The sequence below is a fragment of the Mucilaginibacter sp. OK283 genome (assembly GCF_900110415.1).
In the GTDB taxonomy this organism is placed as follows: Bacteria; Bacteroidota; Bacteroidia; order Sphingobacteriales; family Sphingobacteriaceae; genus Mucilaginibacter.
The window spans coordinates 263906-281497 of sequence record NZ_FODR01000008.1; the positions used below are offsets into that span (position 1 = coordinate 263906).

At 43.5% G+C, this 17592-nt stretch carries 20 protein-coding genes; 11 read left to right on the top strand and 9 right to left on the bottom strand.

Annotated features, from left to right (window positions below):
* Positions 1-107: 107 nt before the first annotated feature.
* The 5 genes from BMX56_RS19160 to yihA form a co-directional block, all read right to left on the bottom strand.
* Entirely contained in the window at positions 108-1040 is a 933-nt protein-coding gene (locus BMX56_RS19160) for an NAD-dependent epimerase/dehydratase family protein (RefSeq protein ID WP_090651284.1), read from the bottom strand.
* 220 nt (positions 1041-1260) lie between these two features.
* Entirely contained in the window at positions 1261-1866 is a 606-nt protein-coding gene (locus BMX56_RS19165; protein WP_090651285.1) for a Crp/Fnr family transcriptional regulator, read from the bottom strand.
* Positions 1854-2708 (bottom strand): UbiA-like polyprenyltransferase, encoded by an 855-nt coding sequence (locus BMX56_RS19170; protein ID WP_090651286.1) that lies wholly within the window; start codon positions 2706-2708, stop codon positions 1854-1856. The genes BMX56_RS19165 and BMX56_RS19170 overlap by 13 nt, the downstream gene beginning before the upstream one ends.
* Before the next feature lie 77 nt (positions 2709-2785).
* Positions 2786-3199 carry an endonuclease domain-containing protein gene (locus BMX56_RS19175; RefSeq protein WP_090651287.1) on the bottom strand — a complete coding sequence of 138 codons (414 nt, stop codon included), beginning with the start codon at positions 3197-3199 and terminating at the stop codon, positions 2786-2788.
* Positions 3200-3297: 98 nt separating this feature from the next.
* Positions 3298-3921, bottom strand: a complete 624-nt coding sequence (gene yihA / locus BMX56_RS19180) for a ribosome biogenesis GTP-binding protein YihA/YsxC (RefSeq protein WP_090651288.1) — start codon at positions 3919-3921, stop codon at positions 3298-3300.
* A 139-nt stretch (positions 3922-4060) separates the two neighbouring features.
* Here yihA and BMX56_RS19185 point away from each other — a divergent pair, with 139 nt between their 5' ends.
* Positions 4061-4549, top strand: a complete 489-nt coding sequence (locus tag BMX56_RS19185; RefSeq protein ID WP_090651289.1) for a VOC family protein — start codon at positions 4061-4063, stop codon at positions 4547-4549.
* 145 nt (positions 4550-4694) lie between these two features.
* On the opposite strand, the gene BMX56_RS19190 is transcribed toward BMX56_RS19185, so the two are convergent.
* Both BMX56_RS19190 and BMX56_RS19195 read right to left on the bottom strand, forming a co-directional pair.
* On the bottom strand, positions 4695-5432 hold the full coding sequence (locus BMX56_RS19190) for a 3-keto-disaccharide hydrolase (protein WP_090651290.1): 738 nt from the start codon (positions 5430-5432) through the stop codon (positions 4695-4697).
* Between the two features lie 40 nt (positions 5433-5472).
* Entirely contained in the window at positions 5473-6846 is a 1374-nt protein-coding gene (locus BMX56_RS19195; RefSeq protein WP_090651291.1) for a Gfo/Idh/MocA family protein, read from the bottom strand.
* Between the two features lie 212 nt (positions 6847-7058).
* Here BMX56_RS19195 and ubiE point away from each other — a divergent pair, with 212 nt between their 5' ends.
* The 10 genes from ubiE (at position 7059) to BMX56_RS19245 (ending at position 15703) form a co-directional block, all read left to right on the top strand.
* A complete protein-coding gene (gene ubiE / locus BMX56_RS19200; protein WP_090651292.1) occupies positions 7059-7790 on the top strand; it encodes a bifunctional demethylmenaquinone methyltransferase/2-methoxy-6-polyprenyl-1,4-benzoquinol methylase UbiE in 732 nt (243 codons plus the stop codon).
* A complete protein-coding gene (locus BMX56_RS19205; protein WP_090651293.1) occupies positions 7787-8521 on the top strand; it encodes a type IX secretion/gliding motility protein PorT/SprT in 735 nt (244 codons plus the stop codon). The genes ubiE and BMX56_RS19205 overlap by 4 nt, the downstream gene beginning before the upstream one ends.
* A gap of 112 nt (positions 8522-8633) precedes the next feature.
* Entirely contained in the window at positions 8634-9245 is a 612-nt protein-coding gene (locus BMX56_RS19210; protein ID WP_090651294.1) for a fumarylacetoacetate hydrolase family protein, read from the top strand.
* 165 nt (positions 9246-9410) lie between these two features.
* Positions 9411-11132 carry a M23 family metallopeptidase gene (locus BMX56_RS19215; RefSeq protein WP_090651295.1) on the top strand — a complete coding sequence of 574 codons (1722 nt, stop codon included), beginning with the start codon at positions 9411-9413 and terminating at the stop codon, positions 11130-11132.
* Between the two features lie 14 nt (positions 11133-11146).
* Positions 11147-11608, top strand: a complete 462-nt coding sequence (gene bcp, locus BMX56_RS19220) for a thioredoxin-dependent thiol peroxidase (protein ID WP_090651296.1) — start codon at positions 11147-11149, stop codon at positions 11606-11608.
* Positions 11609-11664: 56 nt separating this feature from the next.
* Positions 11665-12510 carry a transketolase gene (locus tag BMX56_RS19225; RefSeq protein ID WP_090651297.1) on the top strand — a complete coding sequence of 282 codons (846 nt, stop codon included), beginning with the start codon at positions 11665-11667 and terminating at the stop codon, positions 12508-12510.
* Positions 12511-12648: 138 nt separating this feature from the next.
* On the top strand, positions 12649-13614 hold the full coding sequence (locus tag BMX56_RS19230) for a transketolase family protein (RefSeq protein ID WP_090651298.1): 966 nt from the start codon (positions 12649-12651) through the stop codon (positions 13612-13614).
* A 27-nt stretch (positions 13615-13641) separates the two neighbouring features.
* Entirely contained in the window at positions 13642-14196 is a 555-nt protein-coding gene (locus BMX56_RS19235; RefSeq protein WP_090651299.1) for an RNA polymerase sigma factor, read from the top strand.
* Positions 14197-14257: 61 nt separating this feature from the next.
* Positions 14258-15211, top strand: coding sequence for a hypothetical protein (locus tag BMX56_RS19240; protein WP_090651300.1), 954 nt, complete (start codon positions 14258-14260; stop codon positions 15209-15211).
* A 12-nt stretch (positions 15212-15223) separates the two neighbouring features.
* Positions 15224-15703 carry a hypothetical protein gene (locus BMX56_RS19245; protein WP_090651301.1) on the top strand — a complete coding sequence of 160 codons (480 nt, stop codon included), beginning with the start codon at positions 15224-15226 and terminating at the stop codon, positions 15701-15703.
* 144 nt (positions 15704-15847) lie between these two features.
* Here the strand turns inward: BMX56_RS19245 and BMX56_RS19250 are convergent, their stop codons facing one another.
* Positions 15848-16414 carry an L-threonylcarbamoyladenylate synthase gene (locus BMX56_RS19250; protein ID WP_090651302.1) on the bottom strand — a complete coding sequence of 189 codons (567 nt, stop codon included), beginning with the start codon at positions 16412-16414 and terminating at the stop codon, positions 15848-15850.
* The gene (locus BMX56_RS19255; protein WP_090651303.1) at positions 16407-17534 is read right to left on the bottom strand and encodes a glycosyltransferase family 4 protein; all 1128 of its coding nucleotides are present in this window, start codon (positions 17532-17534) and stop codon (positions 16407-16409) included. Before BMX56_RS19255 ends, BMX56_RS19250 begins: the two co-directional genes overlap by 8 nt.
* Positions 17535-17592: the final 58 nt, after the last annotated feature.

Here is a 17592-nt window from a genome sequence, read left to right on the forward strand (position 1 = left end):
GGAAAGTCCGAAAGTCTTGGAGTTGGAAAGTCGGAAAGACAGGGAGTCCGAAAAAGCCAGAGAAGCTACTTTCGGACTTTACTTACTTTCCGGCTTCCGGCCTTTCTCTACTTCGCCTTATACAACGTTTCAGACAATTCTTTTAACCCCTGTTCATAGCTTGTAGGTTTAAAATTAAAAACCCTTTCAAATTTGCTGCTGTCAAAAATATAGTCATGATCGTATTGGTAGTACATCTCCACAGTGCCCATCACCACTTTTTGAAACAGGCCTATCAGCCACAACATATACTTGCGTAAAGTAAAGAATTTAGGTTTTACACCATAAACCCGGGCGGCAATAGTCATAAACTCTTTGCCGGTTATAGCCGGCGGGGTGGGCATGTGCCATACCTGGTTATCACTATCGGGGTTTTGGCCAAGCAGGAACATCGCTTTGCCGGCATCGGGAATGTAAATAAAGTTGTGTTTTTTGTTTGGATTGCCAATCCACTGGGCGGTTTGTTTAGCAGCATACTTGGTTATCACCATCATATCCACAAAGCTGTTTAACGAGTCGGTGCCATAAAAATCGGGGGCACGGGCAATGGAAGCGCGGATAGTGCCAGCCTTAACTTCATCCATCAGCATATTGGCAATGCCTGCGCGTACCTGCCCTTTTTTGCTGCAGGGGTTGTAAGGGGTATCCTCTGTCATGGGGCCATCAACCAGGCCATACATGTATACGTTACCAAAAAATATTAATCGTGCCCCGGTGGCTTTGGTAACATTGATCACATTTTGCATAATAACAGGCCATTGCGCCTGCCAAATAACTGCATCATAAACAATGCCCGCCACCAGGTAAATAACTGTTGATCCCTGGGCAGCCGCCAAAACTTCGTCATAATTTAACAGATCGGCCTTTTGCCAGGTTACATTTTTGCCTGTAATATTTACCGGTTTGCGGCTAACCAAACGAACGGTTTGGTTTGCGTTAATCAATTCGCGGGTGAGTACGTTTGCTACTGTACCGCCGGCTCCTAATATGGTGTGCATCATCTTTTCGTTTTTGTTTATCCAAAGATATGGTGGCTATGAATATCAAAACGTTAACAAAAGATAATAAAAACACGATCTCGGGATTATGCTGGATTGACAGGATTTGATGTGCAAATTTCAAATTAACTGCGTGGAGGGCTGCGCCGTTTCGGATGACTTAGGCATTTAGCTGAATTGCGGAACTTAGCTTTTGGCCTTAACCCTTCCGCTTTAAAGCTCATCAGGCGCTTATCTTCATAATCCTTCTCCTGATCCGCGAAAGCGAAACCGGGGTGATGCCTAAAAAATTGGCTATATAATGTTGAGGGATGCGCTGCATTACTTCGCCGCCAGTTTCAAGTAATTTATGGTAGCGTTCTTCGGGTGTTTGGGTGATGAAAGAGGCTACACGGTCTTCATAGCAAATAAGATAGTGTTCTGCCATTAGCCGGCCAAAGCGCTCCATTTTGAAACTCATTATTTGGTTGGCGCAAACTTCCTGTAGGGCATTGTGGCTCAAGGTAACAATTTGCGAATCTTCCAAAGCCTGGATATAGAATAAACCTGGTTGGCGGGTAAGGAAACTTTTGTAGGAGCTGAGCATCTCATCCTCGAAACTAAAATAACCGGTTATTTCTTCGCCATCTTTAACATGAAAATACCTTACTGCACCCTTTACAACCAAACCAATGTGGTTGCATACTTTTCCCGGCTCGGCAAAGTTTTTTTTCTTTTTCAGAGCGGCTACTTCCAGGTACCTGGAAAGTATACTCCATTCGTCATCAGTAAGCACTACATATAAATGAAAATGCTCCCTGAATTTGTTGAGGGCCGTTAGCGCGTCCATATTCTATCTAACAGGAATAACACCGCAAATACAACACTGGCAATGCCGTTGGTGGTCATAAATGCAAAGTTTACCCGGCTCAAATCGTTCGGTTTTACCAACAGGTGCTGGTAAATTAACATAGCGCAGAAAAACGCTATGCCTACGTAATATAAGATACCAACATGGGTAAATAACACCGGCATCATTATAAATAAAGCCGACAACACATGCAAAAACGTTGACAGCCGTAATGCATTTACTTTACCCAGATAAGCGGGGATAGAATGCAGGTTTTGGCTGCGGTCGAAATCTTCATCCTGCAGGGCGTAAATAATATCAAATCCGCTTACCCAGCATAAAACCGAAAGTGAGAAAAATATGGGTGTTAACGCAAATTCGCCCGTCACTACCAGGTAAGCGCCGATGGGAGCTAAGGATAAGCCCAGGCCTAAAACCAAATGGCATAATGCTGTAAAACGCTTGGTAGCACTGTAGCCCATTACCACAAATAAAGCAACTGGCGACAGGTAAAAGCACAAAGGGTTGATAAAAAATGTGGCTGCTATAAACAGGCCGCAGTTGATCAATGTAAAGGTTAAAGCCGAGGCCGCGCTGATACGCCCCGCCGGGATATCCCGTTGTTTAGTGCGTGGGTTTTGGGCATCGATGTCCCTATCCAGATAGCGGTTAAAAGCCATGGCCGAGTTGCGGGCGAAGATCATGCACAGCACCATAAGCACCAGCTTACGCCAATCGAACGTATGCTGCGTAGTAGTTACCGCCAAAAAAAAGCCGATAAATGCAAACGGCATGGCAAAGATGGTGTGGGTAAATGTTACTAATGAAAGGTATTTTTTCATGTTATATGTATCCCTTTTTATGGGGTTATTTTCGATGTTTATTTTAGATGTACACTGCGTTTACAAATTAAAGCAGATCAAAAAAGCGCTGGCCCCGTGCGATTCCCCTCTTGAGAGGGGGGAGGGGTGTGTTCTGCAACATAGCTCTCAATTGTTCTTAAAACATTAGCGATATCTTTTCTTACTTCCTGTTCGGTAAAACGAATTACTGTTAAATCATATTTTGCAAGTTCCTGGTCCCGTAAATTATCTGCCTCAGCTTTTTCTTCGTGATTATGATAATGTCCGTCAACCTCAATCACCAAATTTAACTCACTGCAATAAAAGTCTACAATATAATTTAACAACGGTTTTTGCCTATGAAAATCAAAACCAAAGCCTTTTCCCTTTATTTCATTCCAAAGCAATACTTCGCCCAGGGTACTATCGTTTCTTAGCTTGCGGGCTAAGTCTTTCAGGTTTGGGTTGTATGGTATTATTTTGCGTGGCATAAATACGTATCGCTTTGCTTTAATGGCGTACAACACACCCCTGCAGCCGCACTTTCTTTCACGCCCCCTCTCGAGAGGGGATTTAAAAAAGCGACATTTTAATCCCTCGGTTCATAATGTGGTACCACAAAACTCTTATTAATATTATCTATAAAATCCAAAATCTCGTCCCGGCCCAATTGCAGCTCGGCCGAGGTGATGAAGTATTGTGGGGCTTCTTCAAAAGTTTCCAGCAGGGCTTTTTTAAATTTGGCTATGTTTTGGTCGGTTTTTACGCTCGATTGCTTGTCTGCCTTGGTGAAAACCAGTACAAACGACAAGCCTTTTTCGCCCAGCCAGTTACAAAATTCGATATCTATTTTTTGTGGTTCCAGGCGGCTATCTATCAATACCATAACGCATTGCAGGCTTTCGCGCTTATCAAGGTAGTTATGGATAAATTTATTCCAGTTGGCTTTATTTGTTTTTGAAGCCCGGGCATATCCGTAGCCGGGTAAATCAACAATATACCAGTTGTCGTTAATAAAAAAGTGGTTTATCAACTGGGTTTTGCCTGGTGTTTGCGATGTTTTGGCTAATCCCTTTTTTTGCGTGAGCATATTGATCAGCGAAGATTTGCCTACGTTTGAGCGCCCTATAAAAGCATACTCGGCCTTAATGGGCGGCGGTAGCTTCGAAATTTGGGTATTGCTGCAAATAAATTCGGCCGTTTTAACAATCATGCTGCAAAGGTAATTATTTTTAACTGCAAGCACGTGGCAGCCTTAGGCTTGATGAACCAATGTGCCTTAGCTTGTTTACAATAGGTAAACAAATGTAAATGCAATAATACTTAAATTTGATGTTTAAACATGTAAAAAAATGAGCAATTATAAAATACCAGCCCAAACCCGCATTGGCCATGTACATTTAAAGGTAAGCGACCTGCAAAAATCCCTTGATTTTTATTGCGGTTTGCTTGGTTTTGATAGAATGATGCTTTACGGCGATCAGGCAGCTTTTATATCTGCCGGGGGGTATCACCACCATATTGGTTTAAATACCTGGCACAGTAAAGGCGCTTCGCCCGCGCCGGAATATGCACCCGGTTTATACCATACTGCTATACTTTACCCCGAACGTAAGGATCTTGCTGCAATTTTGCAGCGGCTGATTGATGCCAAATACCCTATCACCGGTGCATCAGATCATGGCGTATCCGAAGCCATCTACCTGAATGATCCCGACCAAAACGGTGTTGAACTTTACTGGGACAGGCCAAAAGAAAACTGGCCACTTGATGAAAATGGCGATCTGACCATGTTTACCAGGAGGCTGGATATTGAAGGGCTTTTGGCTTTAGTTAAGTAATTATCTGAACCTGGATTAAGCAGATTTTTCAGATTACGCGGATTTTTAAATAAATCTTCAATCAAGTCTTTTGTTAAAATCTGAAAAATCTGCTTAATCCAGGTTCAGAAAAAATCCTATCAATATTGCAAATTGCTAAAACGTTTTACAACTCTTTTATCCTGATGTTCCGGAAATACGCCTTATGCCCGTGGTCCTGCAGGGCAATTAAACCGGTTTTAGCGGTGCCGTAGTCGGGATAGTCTTTCCATTTACCTTCGGCTTTTTTCTTGTTCCATTCGTCGGTCCAGGCCTCAAAAGCAATTATTTTCGATCCGTTTAGCCAGTGTTCTACATGCCCATTGTTGAATACTATTTTGCTGATGTTCCATTTACCAACCGGCTCCAGCTTTTTAAGGGTGTTGGGCAGGTGCATGGCATAATCGCAGCCCGTTTTTTGCCACTCTTCCAGTTTGTCGGGCCAGCCTTCATCGTCTATGATCTGGTATTCGGGGCCAGTGTTATAAGTGGCATGGTATTTCGGATCTTCAATTACGTGGTATAGTACGCCGCTGTTACTGCCCTTATCAATTTTCCATTCCCACTCCAACTCAAAGTTGGTATAAGCTTTATCAGTTACAATGTCGCCGCCGGTATCGCCTTCGGCCGCGCCCAGGCAAACCAGGGCACCATTAACAATGGTCCAGTTTTTAACCTCGCCTTTTTTGTTGAAGCTATGCCAGCCATTTAAAGTTTTACCATCAAAAAGGTTTACCCATGGGCCCCTTTTAACAGCCGCTTTTTTTACGTGCGGCGGTACTTTTACACTAACCGCCGATGTTTGCACACAAACCAAAGCCGCCGCAGCCATTACCAACCCCAGTTTTTTCAATTGTTGTTTCATTAGATTTGATTGAATTTTCTTCTGTCTTGACTCTTAATTCTTAACTCTTCTTCGAAACCTGCATTTTCTCCGGATCCCAAAACATAGGGCTATTATTATAATAGCTATCGTTGCATAACAGGGCAGGTGCGGCAGCGCGATAACCAAATACGGCATCTTCGGTTACCTTGCCATTATTACGGATGGCAGTAAAAAAGTTGACCATGTGATCATAAGGACCGCCCATATAACCCTTATCGGCATCATACGTAATTTCTTCAGGCGGCAACATCTTTTTACGTTCGGCATAGCCAACACCGGCTTTCTTCAATTTATCTAAATAAAAGGGATCGTCGGATGCAAAAGTTTTGTTGCGTTTAAGGGTGACTTTATCCCACGTAATATCCATAGATCCTTCGCTGCCTACAAGTTTTAAATAGGTAGTGCCGCTGGTGCCATCCACAAAATTACACCTCAGCGAAAGGTTGAATGCCGGGTGCGCCTGGGTTTTGCCGTAATCAAAAGTGCCCAACAATACATCGGGCACTTCGCGGCCATCATTCCAGAAACGTAGCCCGCCCGATGCATAAATTTTATTCGGCCCCATCGAGTCGGTTATAAAGTGCAGGCTCGAAAACAGGTGCACAAATAAATCGCCGGCCATGCCGGTGCCGTAGTCGGTATAGTTTCTCCAGCGGAAAAACCTTTTTTCATCAAAGGGGCGTTTTTTGGTATTGCTGATGTAGGTTTCCCAATCCAGCGTTTGGGGCGATGCATCTACCGGGATGGGGTATTGCCAAACCTCCAGCGGTTCGCGGCGCGCCCAAAATCCTTCTGCATAATTCAGCTGACCGATAGCACCGCTTTTTAACAGTTCATGCGCTTTCTCGTTACCTAACGATGATACGCCCTGGCTGCCCACCTGGAAAATTTTCCCGGTTTCCTGTTGGGCTTTTATCACTGCCGGGCCTTCGGTAATGGCATGTACCATGGGTTTTTCGCAGTACACATGTTTGCCCGCGTGCATGGCATCAACAGATATTTGCTGATGCCAATGATCGGGCGTGGCAATTATTACGGCATCAATGTCTTTACGGTTCAGGATTTCTTTATAAACCCTGGTGGTAAAAATATCGGCACCATATTTGGCTTTGGCATCTTTAAGGCGGCCATCATACAAATCGCAAACAGCTACCAGCTTTACGCCGGGAACTTTTAGCGCTGTATCAGTATCGCTGTTGCCCATACCACCAGCACCTATCAAGGCAATGTTAATCTGATCGTTAAGCTCATAACCCAATTGCCTTTTTAATATGGCGAAGGGTTTAACGGTACTTTGCGATGCAAACAGGCTGTTGCCAACCGCAACGGCGGCAGTGGTTGTGGTTAATTTTCTAATAAAACTCCGGCGCGAGGATTCTTGTTTTTCTTTCATAGATAAGGGACAATCAATTGATGTATAATTTTAATTTAAAGAAAGCCTGAAAAATTGTTCTCCTTTTAAAGGATAGCCTTGCTGCATTTGCTTAACCTTAAATTGGTTTTTAAAATTAGCGAATTGACTTAACATTTACACAAGCCTGTCAACTTAATCCAACCAGATAAAATCAATCAACATACAATCATTATCTTTGCGCACATTATAAAATGAGCAAAACCATAACTCCGTACAATAATGAGCAGGCCACCAAGAAAGAACAGGTGGCCGATATGTTCAATAATATATCAAAAACATACGATTTTTTGAACCATTTCATGTCTTTAGGCATCGATATCATCTGGCGCAAAAAAGCTATCAACGAATTAAAAAAAGATCGGCCCAAACTGATCCTCGACGTGGCTACCGGCACCGGCGATTTTGCCTTTGAAGCTTTGAAAATACTGAAGCCCGAAAAAATTGTTGGTGTAGATATTTCACGGGGAATGCTTGACATTGCTGAGCAAAAAATTGCTAAACGTGGCCTGGGCGATAAATTTGGAGTAAAGCTTGGCGATTCGGAGAAGCTGCCTTTTGCCAATAATGAATTTGACGCCGTTACGGTGGCATACGGTGTACGCAATTTTGAGAACCTGGAAGTTGGCCTGGCCGATATTCAACGGGTTTTAAAACCTGGTGGCAAAGCTGTGGTGTTGGAGTTTTCAAAACCTAAAGCATTCCCTATAAAACAGTTGTACAATTTTTACTTTAACTATATAACGCCGGGTATCGGCAAGTTATTCAGTAAAGACTCCCGCGCGTATAGCTACCTGCCCGAGTCGGTTGCCGCTTTCCCCGATGGCAAAAATTTTGTGGCTTTAATGGATAAAGTAGGTTTTAAAAATACCAAACACAGGCCGTTGGCGTTTGGAATTTGTTCGATATACACAGGCGTTAAATGATCAAAAACCGGTACCTCTTACTTTTATGCCTTTTATTTTGCAGCAAAATTTCGCTGGCACAATATGTACCGGCATGGGGCGGAGGGGCCGATCAGCAAGACCTGAGCTTTGGTTTTAGCTTTAGTTATGTAAGCAGCGACCTGCGGATAGTTAAAAAGCCCGACTGGCGCAAACCCTTTTTTGACGCCGCCACCAACAAAAACATTACCGACTCGGTAAACAGCATAGGCTCAAAAAGCCAGCCCGGCTTTGCCATCGGCTTTTTAACCCGCTACACCTTAACCGAACATTTTGAAGTACGTGTAACCCCATCACTGGTTTTTGCCGACCGGAACCTGAGTTATACTTACTCCAATCCTGACCAAAACCAGGTAAAGCAAATTCAAACGACTTCGGTTGAAGTGCCCCTTTCTTTCAAGCTAAAATCCGACAGATTGGGCGATTTTCGCGCTTATATTTTGGGGGGAGTAAAATACACCAAGGCCATCGGCACCAAAAAGGATGAAACCAATCTTGACCCTTTAGATAAGATGGTAAAAAATGTTGGCGGTTTTAGCTCCTACGAAGCCGGCCTGGGCTGCGATATCTATTTCGAATTTTTTAAGCTGTCGCCACAAATCAAAGTATCCAACTCCTTTGGCAATATCCTGGTGCCCGAAAATCACCCGTTTTCGGCGCCTATCAGTAAGTTGTCGTTACATACGGTGATGTTTAGTTTGTTTTTTGAGTAAAACCGTTTATTGCCCGGGTGGCTAAAACCCGCGTGCCGGCGCCCTCATCTACACGCGAAGCAACCGAACTCAACCTTTTTTTTTAGCTTTGGCGTTTAAGCATATCGTATATATGAAAATTATTGCCATAGGCCGCAACTATGCCGAACATGCCAAAGAGTTAAATAACCCGGTGCCAACTACCCCGGTTATTTTCATGAAACCCGACACCGCGCTTTTAAAAGATAACAAGCCATTTTATCATCCCGATTTTTCGGAGGATATTCACCACGAGATTGAATTGGTGCTTAAAGTGAGCAAGGAAGGCAAGCACATAGGCGAAAAATTTGCCGCCGGTTATTATGACGAGATAGGCCTGGGAGTTGATTTTACCGCCCGCGATATCCAGGCCCGCCATAAGGAAAAAGGCTTACCATGGGAACTGGCCAAGGCTTTTGATGGCTCGGCGCCTATCAGCAACTTTGTGCCCAAATCAAAATTTGCCGATATTTATAATATTAATTTCAAGCTGAATATCAACGGCGAAACCCGCCAGCAGGGTAATACCAACATGCTGCTTTTCAGCTTCGAGAGCATCATCGCCTTTGTGTCCCGCTACATCACCCTAAAAAAGGGCGACCTGATATTTACCGGTACACCTGCAGGCGTAGGCCGGGTAAAGGTTGGCGACAGGCTGGAAGGATATATCGGGGATGAAAAAATGCTGGATTTTTGGGTGAAGTAAGCAAGTTGCTATTGTAGAGACGCATAATTGCGTCTCCCGCATGCAAATCACACACGCAAATTAACAATGCCGTGCAAACCCGCTCGTCTGCCGGGAGACGCAATTATGCGTCTCTACGTTAGGAAATAATAACATTATCAAATTAAAATTATTCCGCTATCAAGCATGGTAAAAAAAACAATTGTCCTCCTCTCGATATTATTTTTAGGCATATACACACAGCTACCGGCGCAAACAGCCACCATTCAAAGCAGAACTTATCCTCAAAATTATTTCCGCTACCCGCTCGATTTATTGCCGCACACTACCGCTGGTTCTTTTGGCGAATTACGGCCGGCGCACTTCCACTCCGGGCTCGATTTTAAAACCAACCAGCGTACGGGCTACCCGGTATATGCTGTAAACGATGGGTATATCTCGCGGGTGCGGGTTCAATTTGGCGGCTTCGGGCGGGCTATTTACATTACGCACCCTAATGGGTATACAACAGTATACGGTCACTTACAAGCTTTTACGCCTGCCGTAGCGACGCTGGTTAAAGCCTATCAATACGAGCATCAAACTTACGAGGCCGATTTTAAATTGCCCCCTGCCCAGGTTACAGTTTGCAAAAATGATGTAGTGGCTATCTCAGGCAACGCGGGTGCATCTGCCGGCCCGCATGTGCATTTCGAAATCAGGGATACCCAAACGGAAGAAACTATCAACCCACAATTGTTTGGATTGACCATTCCAGACCAGGTACCGCCTACCATTAGCTCCATCGGCATTTATCACTTAAATGGCAATCCGTTCAGCGAAAAAACACCGCGCGAGTTTATGGCGGTAAGTGGCGCTGCCGGTAATTACCACCTGGCTAAACCACAAGTGCTCCATTTAAGCGGCAACGTAGGTTTTGGCATCAATGCAACCGACATGAACAGTACATCGGCCAACCACAACGGCATCTATTCACTGGAATTAAAGCTGGATGGCCAAACGGTGTACACCTTCGCGGTCGAGCGTTTCGCGTTCGATCAAACACATGCCATTAACGCTTATATCGATTATCCATCATATACGCTGGAGCGACGATGGATGCAAAAATGCTTCATAATGCCGGGCAGCCATATTTCGCTTTATCCGCAATCTGTTAACAGGGGCATCATCACCTTCAATGATAATGCACTGCACGAGGTTGAATACATTGTTAAAGATGTTGCCGGCAACACATCAACCTTAAAGTTAAAAGTACAGGCAAGCCCTTTTAATGCAGTTGCCAATAAAATAACAGGGACGCTTTTTCACTATGATACAAAAAGCGAATTTGGTACCGATAAGGTAAAGGTTATTGTAATGCCCGGCAATTTGTATGACGACCTTGATTTTATCTACTCCATTTCGGCAAAGCCAATGGGCGCCTACTCGTCATTACATCATATCCATAACCGCCTTACCCCTATTCATGAAAATTATGAGTTGTGGATAAAACCAGAAGCCGACCTGGGCAAGTATGCTGATAAAGCCGTTATTGTAAGCACTACCATGGGCTGCGTAGGCGGTTACTACCAGGACGGCTGGGTAAAAAGCCAGACCAGCACCTTTGGCGATTATTTTATTAAACTGGATACCGTGCCACCGGTTATCCACCCGCTTAACATCCGCGATGGCAGCAATATGAAAGCTGCCCGTACCATCAGCTTCAGGATGAGTGATAACCTTTCGGGCATCAAAACTTACACCGGAACCATTGATAATAAGTGGGTTTTAATGGAATTGGATTATAAAACTAAAATTCTAAATTATACCTTTGGCGGCGATATCGCACCGGGTAAGCATACATTTAAATTGGTGCTGGTAGATAACAAAAATAATTTTACAGATTTTACCGCGAATTTTTACCGATAACACTTCAAAAACTTATGTCAACATTAAAAGAAGGCGATAAAGCCCCGGATTTTACAGCAAAAGATCAAAACGGAAATACCGTATCGTTATCTGATTATAAGGGCAAAAATGTGATCCTATATTTCTACCCTAAAGATGATACCCCTGGCTGCACGGCAGAATCATGCGATTTCAGGGATAACTACCAATCATTACTTAGCAAGGGTTACGAAGTGATTGGCGTAAGCACCGACGACGAAAAATCGCATAAAAAATTCGAAACCAAGTATAGCCTTCCCTTTACCCTTATTGCCGATGAAGAAAAATCTATTGTAGAAGCCTACGGGGTTTGGGTAGAGAAGAACATGTACGGCAAGCAATATATGGGCACCGCCCGCACTACCTTCATTATTGACAGCGATGGCAATATTAGCCACGTTATCAGCAAGGTAGACACCAAGAACTCATCACAACAAGTACTCGACTTAGTAAAATAAGTGTTAAAAGAACAATAATTATTTTTACTTTAGCCGTTCAGTTTCCTAAATTTATAATGAAATCAACAATTCAAGACTTAGAAAAAACCGCGTCGCAAATCAGGCGCGACATTGTACGTATGGTACATGGTTGTCAATCGGGCCACCCTGGTGGATCATTAGGTTGCACAGATTTTTTTACCGCCCTATACTTTGAGGCGATGAACCACGATCCTAAATTCAACATGGATGGTATTGGCGAAGATCTTTTCTTTTTATCAAACGGCCATATTTCGCCGGTGTTTTACAGCACCCTGGCACATGCCGGTTATTATGGTAAGGCAGAACTGGCAACTTTCCGTAAGCTAAATACACGCTTACAAGGCCACCCTACCACCCACGAGCACTTACCGGGAGTACGCATTGCATCGGGTTCATTAGGCCAGGGTTTATCTGTTGCCATCGGCGCGGCCTTGGCCAAGAAACTGAATGGAGATAAATCGCTTGTATATACCTTACATGGTGATGGCGAATTACAGGAAGGACAAATTTGGGAAGCAGCCATGTTTGCGCCGCACAACAAGGTTGATAATTTAATTTCGACCATTGATGTTAACGGACAGCAAATTGATGGGCCAACCAACTTAGTGTTGTCGTTAGGCGATCTGCATGCCAAATGGGTAGCTTTTGGATGGGACGTTTTGGAAATGAAAGGTAACGATATGGCCGATGTTGTTAAAACATTGGAATTGGCTAAAAGTCGCACAGGCCAGGGTAAACCTATTATGATATTGATGCACACCGAAATGGGTTACGGCGTAGATTTTATGGCAGGCAGCCACAAATGGCACGGTATCGCACCAAATGATGAACAGCTTAAATTAGCTTTAGCACAATTGGAAGAAACTTTGGGCGACTATTAGGCCGTGCATGCTTTTTTAGGTTGTACGTTGGACGTTTTACGTTCTACGTTTTCCAGGAAATAAGCACATCAGAAGCACACCATTCAAAATAACACGCAGAACGTAAAACGTACCACGTAAAACCCTATCTCAACTAAAATGAAAAAGTATACTTATACAGATAAAAAAGATACCCGCTCGGGCTTTGGCGCCGGGCTGCTGGAAGCCGGCAGAAAAAACGACCAGGTGGTTGCACTTTGTGCCGACCTTATCGGATCGTTAAAAATGAATGATTTTATAAAGGAATTCCCTGAGCGTTTTGTTCAGGTTGGTATTGCCGAAGCAAACATGATGTGTATTGCCGCAGGTATGACCATTGGCGGTAAAATACCTTTTACCGGTACTTTTGCCAATTTTTCAACAGGCAGGGTTTATGATCAAATTCGCCAGTCGATAGCTTACTCAAACAAAAACGTTAAAATTTGCGCATCACACGCCGGCTTGACTTTAGGTGAAGACGGTGCCACCCACCAAATACTGGAAGACATAGGCATGATGAAAATGCTGCCTGGAATGACCGTAATTAACCCTTGCGATTATAACCAAACCAAAGCGGCTACCATGGCTATTGCCGAATATGAAGGTCCGGTTTACCTGCGTTTTGGCCGTCCGGTTGTTCCTATTTTTACCGATCCAGATCAAAAATTCGAGATTGGCAAAGCGTGGATGGTGAACGAAGGCGCAGATGTTACTATATTTGCTACCGGTCACCTGGTTTGGGAAGCTATTTTAGCCGGCGAAAAACTGGCAGAAGAGGGTATTGATGCCGAGATTATTAACATTCACACCATCAAGCCTTTGGATGCCGAAGCTGTATTAAAATCGGTAGCTAAAACAGGCTGCGTGGTTACTGCCGAAGAACATAACCGCCTTGGTGGTTTGGGCGATAGCATAGCGCAATTGCTGGCTGTTAACAACCCTACCCCACAAGAATTTGTAGCGGTGAACGATAGCTTTGGCGAAAGCGGCACACCTGCGCAATTGATGACTAAATATGGTTTAGATGCAGAACATATTGTGCTGGCGGCCAAAAAGGTGATCGAAAGAAAAAACAAAAATGCTTAAATAGCATTTAACTATAAAAATTATAAAATGTCGGTGCAGGTAGAAGATTCAGAGATTTTAAGCAAATTCCAGGACGAAAAAACGCGTAACGAAGCGTTTAACCTGTTGCTTAAAAAATACCAGCAAAAAATTTACTGGCACGTAAGGCGTATGGTTATTGACCACGACGATGCAGACGACCTTACCCAGGATGTTTTTGTAAAAGTTTGGAAAAACCTGCTGGGCTTCAGAAATGACGCTCAGCTGTATACCTGGATGTACCGCATAGCATCCAACGAATGCATTACTTTTTTGAATAAGAAAAAACTTAAAAATAATGTTTCGTTGGATGATGTTGCTTATGAACTTGCCGATACGCTGGCCGATTCAACCTATTTTAACGGAGATGCGGCACAGCGTAAATTGCAGGAGGCATTGCTTACCCTGCCCGAAAAGCAGAAGCTTGTATTCAATATGAAATATTATGAGGATATGAAGTATGAAGAAATTTCGGCAGTATTGGGTACAAGCGTAGGTGCTTTAAAAGCCTCTTTTCATCTGGCAGTCAAGAAGATAGAAGCATATTTAATCTCGAAAGATTAAATTCAGAATTAATTCAGAATTACGTTAAACCTTTTAGCACTTTGTTCATCTATAGTTATGTATGAAAAGCGATATGGACAATAGGGAATGGCTGGATGACTTTGAGTCACTAAAGCAGGTTGATACAAGCAACCCGTTTTTAGTGCCTGCTGGCTATTTCGATGAATTAGCGCAGCACATAACATCACGCATCAGGCTGGAAGAGCTTAAAAGCTCATCCGAAGGGTTTACTATTCCTGAAAATTACTTTGAACAATTAAACAGCAACATACAAAGCCGCATTAATATCCAGGCAGCTTTAGGTACGGAAGAGACCGGTTTTACTACGCCCGAAAATTTTTTTGACGAACAAGCCGGCCAAATCCAAAGCAGAATTGCCATTGAGCAGTACGTGAATAATGAAGCTGAAAGCTTTAGCGTTCCCGAAAATTATTTCGAGGAATTGAATAATAACATCCAAAGCAGGGTGGCCATCGAAGAATACATGGATGGCCAGGATGAAGGTTTTGCTATACCTGAAAATTATTTCGACGAGTTAAGCAGCAACATCCAAAGCCGCATAGCGGTAGAGGAGCTGATGAATAATGATGCCGAAACCTTTACCGTGCCGGCAAATTATTTTGAGCAGCTAAGCCAAAACATTTTAGATAAAACAGTTAACGAGGTTATAACGGTTGAGATTGAAGAAACCGACAATGTTATCAGCTTTAAACAAACTGTTGACAAACGCAGTATTGTGCGCAAGATGCTGGCATCGGGCACTTTCAGGTATGCTACCGCTGCTTGTTTCGCGGTTTTAATAAGCATTACTGTTTTGCTTAAAGGCAATTCTGTGCCAGATCATAACCACTCGTTTTTACATGAGCAGGTTTCTTCTGTGCCTGTAGATGAAATAAAAAGCTACCTGGAATTGCACAGCGACGCAAGTGACACCCGCACATTGATAGATGCCAACCAAAAAAGTAACAGTTCAAACGTGGACGAAAATCTGTCGGATTATATAGATGCTAATTAATAAGGAGTTTTAATGGTTAAATTGATCAGGCATATTTTTATAGTACTCTTTTTTATAGCGGTGGGCTATCAATCGCATGCGCAGGCACAACTGGTGCCGGGCGGACGGGTTACCCCTAATACAAAGCTTAAAAAAGGAACAGGTGCCAAGCTTGAGGCAGCCCGTAACAACTACATTAGCAGGCAGCTTGATTTAAGCGACGAGGAAGGCCGAAAATTTTGGCCACTATACCGCTCGTATCAGCAGGAATTGACAGCTGTACGCATCTTAAAACGCCTAAATAACTCCAAAGCAGCATCAAACGGTACCGAACAGATAGACAAGGAAATTTATTACGAAAGTCAACTGGTAGCTATCCGCAAACGTTACAGAGATGCCTTTGCCAAAATTCTGCCCCCCGAAAAGGTGAGCATGCTTTACAAAAGCGAGCAGGAGTTTAATGACGAGCTGATTAAACGCCTAAGCGAAAGCAGCGAAAGAGCGGGGAATTAGTCATTAGTCATTAGTCATTAGTCATTAGTCATTAGTCATTAGTCATTAGTGGGAAATACTTTTGGGAATCTTTGGTTTGATTATTTTTCAAAAGTCTTTTCTAAAATCTTGATACCTGATACTGATTACTTGATACTATCCCCCCTACCTGCGTATAAACTCAAAACTCCCGTCGGGTGCCAGCTTCATGATGGTTGATGGATTGCGGATTTCTTTACTGTGTTGTTCCAGGTCAACTACGTAGTCTACCCCATCGATGATTTCCTGGTCAATCTGCGAAAAATATTGAGGCGATGGCTTACCGCTGATGTTGGCCGATGTAGATACCAGGGGCTTGCGCAGCCGCTGTATGAGTTGCTTGCAAAATTCATGATTGCTTACCCGGATAGCTACGCTCCCATCGGCAGCTATTACCGCTGGCGATAAGTTTTTTGCACCGGGCATCACCAGCGTTAGTGGATTTTCGGCATATTCAATCAGATCATAAGCCAAGGGGTTAACTTCCTGTACATAGCTTTCCAGCTTATTTTCGGTATCAACCAATATCACCATACTTTTGGCCTCATCGCGTTGTTTCAGGCGAAAAATTTTTTTGATGGCTTCGGTATTGGTGGCATCGCAACCTATCCCCCAAATAGTATCTGTTGGGTACAGGATAATGCCTCCCTCCTGCAGTACTTTAAATGCGTTGGCAACTTCGTCTCTAAGCATTGTTCAATATATTAGTGTACAGCTGCTGCAATTGCAGCGCCAGTTTATCATCGTTAAAGTTGGCGGCATGCTCGATGCCACGGTTAATCATTGTATGCCTTAAAATATCATCGCCAAGTATCTGGTTCACCTCTTTAGCCAGGCCAACCGCATCATCAGGACCGACATATCGGCTGCCCGGCCCGCCGGCCTCTTCCAGGCATGAGCCTGTCGCAGCTACAACAGGGGTACCGGAGTTTAAAGCTTCCAATACCGGGATGCCAAAACCTTCATACCTCGACGGATAAATAAATACCGATGCTAACTGATAAATGACCGGCAGTTCATCAAACGGAATATCCCTTAAAAAAATCACACGGCTGGCTAAATTACCGGCAGCAATGTAGGCGTTTACTTCGTCTGCGTATTTTGTTGGCTTACCAATTACCACTAAAGGGATCTCGCCCTCAATGTTTTTTAAAGCTACTACCGTTAGTAACAGGTTTTTGCGTTCTTCTATAGTGCCTACGCTCAACAAAAACTTATCGGGCAGGTTGTATTTTAGCTTTACTGCGGCTTTTTGATCGGGCGTTTTTGTAACGTCAAATATAACGTCGCAACCTTGGTAAACTATTTCTATTTTCCGGGGATCGATATCAAGCAACTCTACCAAATCGGCCTTGGTTTTCGCACTTATGGCGATGATTTTATCAGCTACCTTGCAGGCGTATTTTACTTTGGCCAGGTAAATACGGTAATTAAACCAGCCAAATTGTTTAGGGTAGCGCATAAAGATCAAATCATGTATGGTAACAACCGACCGTATGCCACTACCGGCAATACCCGAAGGCAACTCATGGCTAAGGCCATGATACAATTGGATACCATCGCGCAATAAATCCTTTACAATACCTTTGCTACGCCACCAGGAAGTAAAAAATTTGCTGGCAGGCGTTAAAGTAAAAACATTGCCATGATCACCCAAAAACTTAAGTCTTACATTTGGTTTAGCTTTTGGTGTATATAAAAAATAGGTGTTTTCGGGATGGAAATATGCCAGCGTTTTAATAAGCCAGCGGCTGTAGTTGCCCAGGCCCGTGTTATTAAAAAAAGCCCGCTTGGCATCGTATCCTATTTTCATGTTGTAGATGTGAGATGTGAGATATGAGATATGAGATGAAAACAGCCGCGTTTGAAGC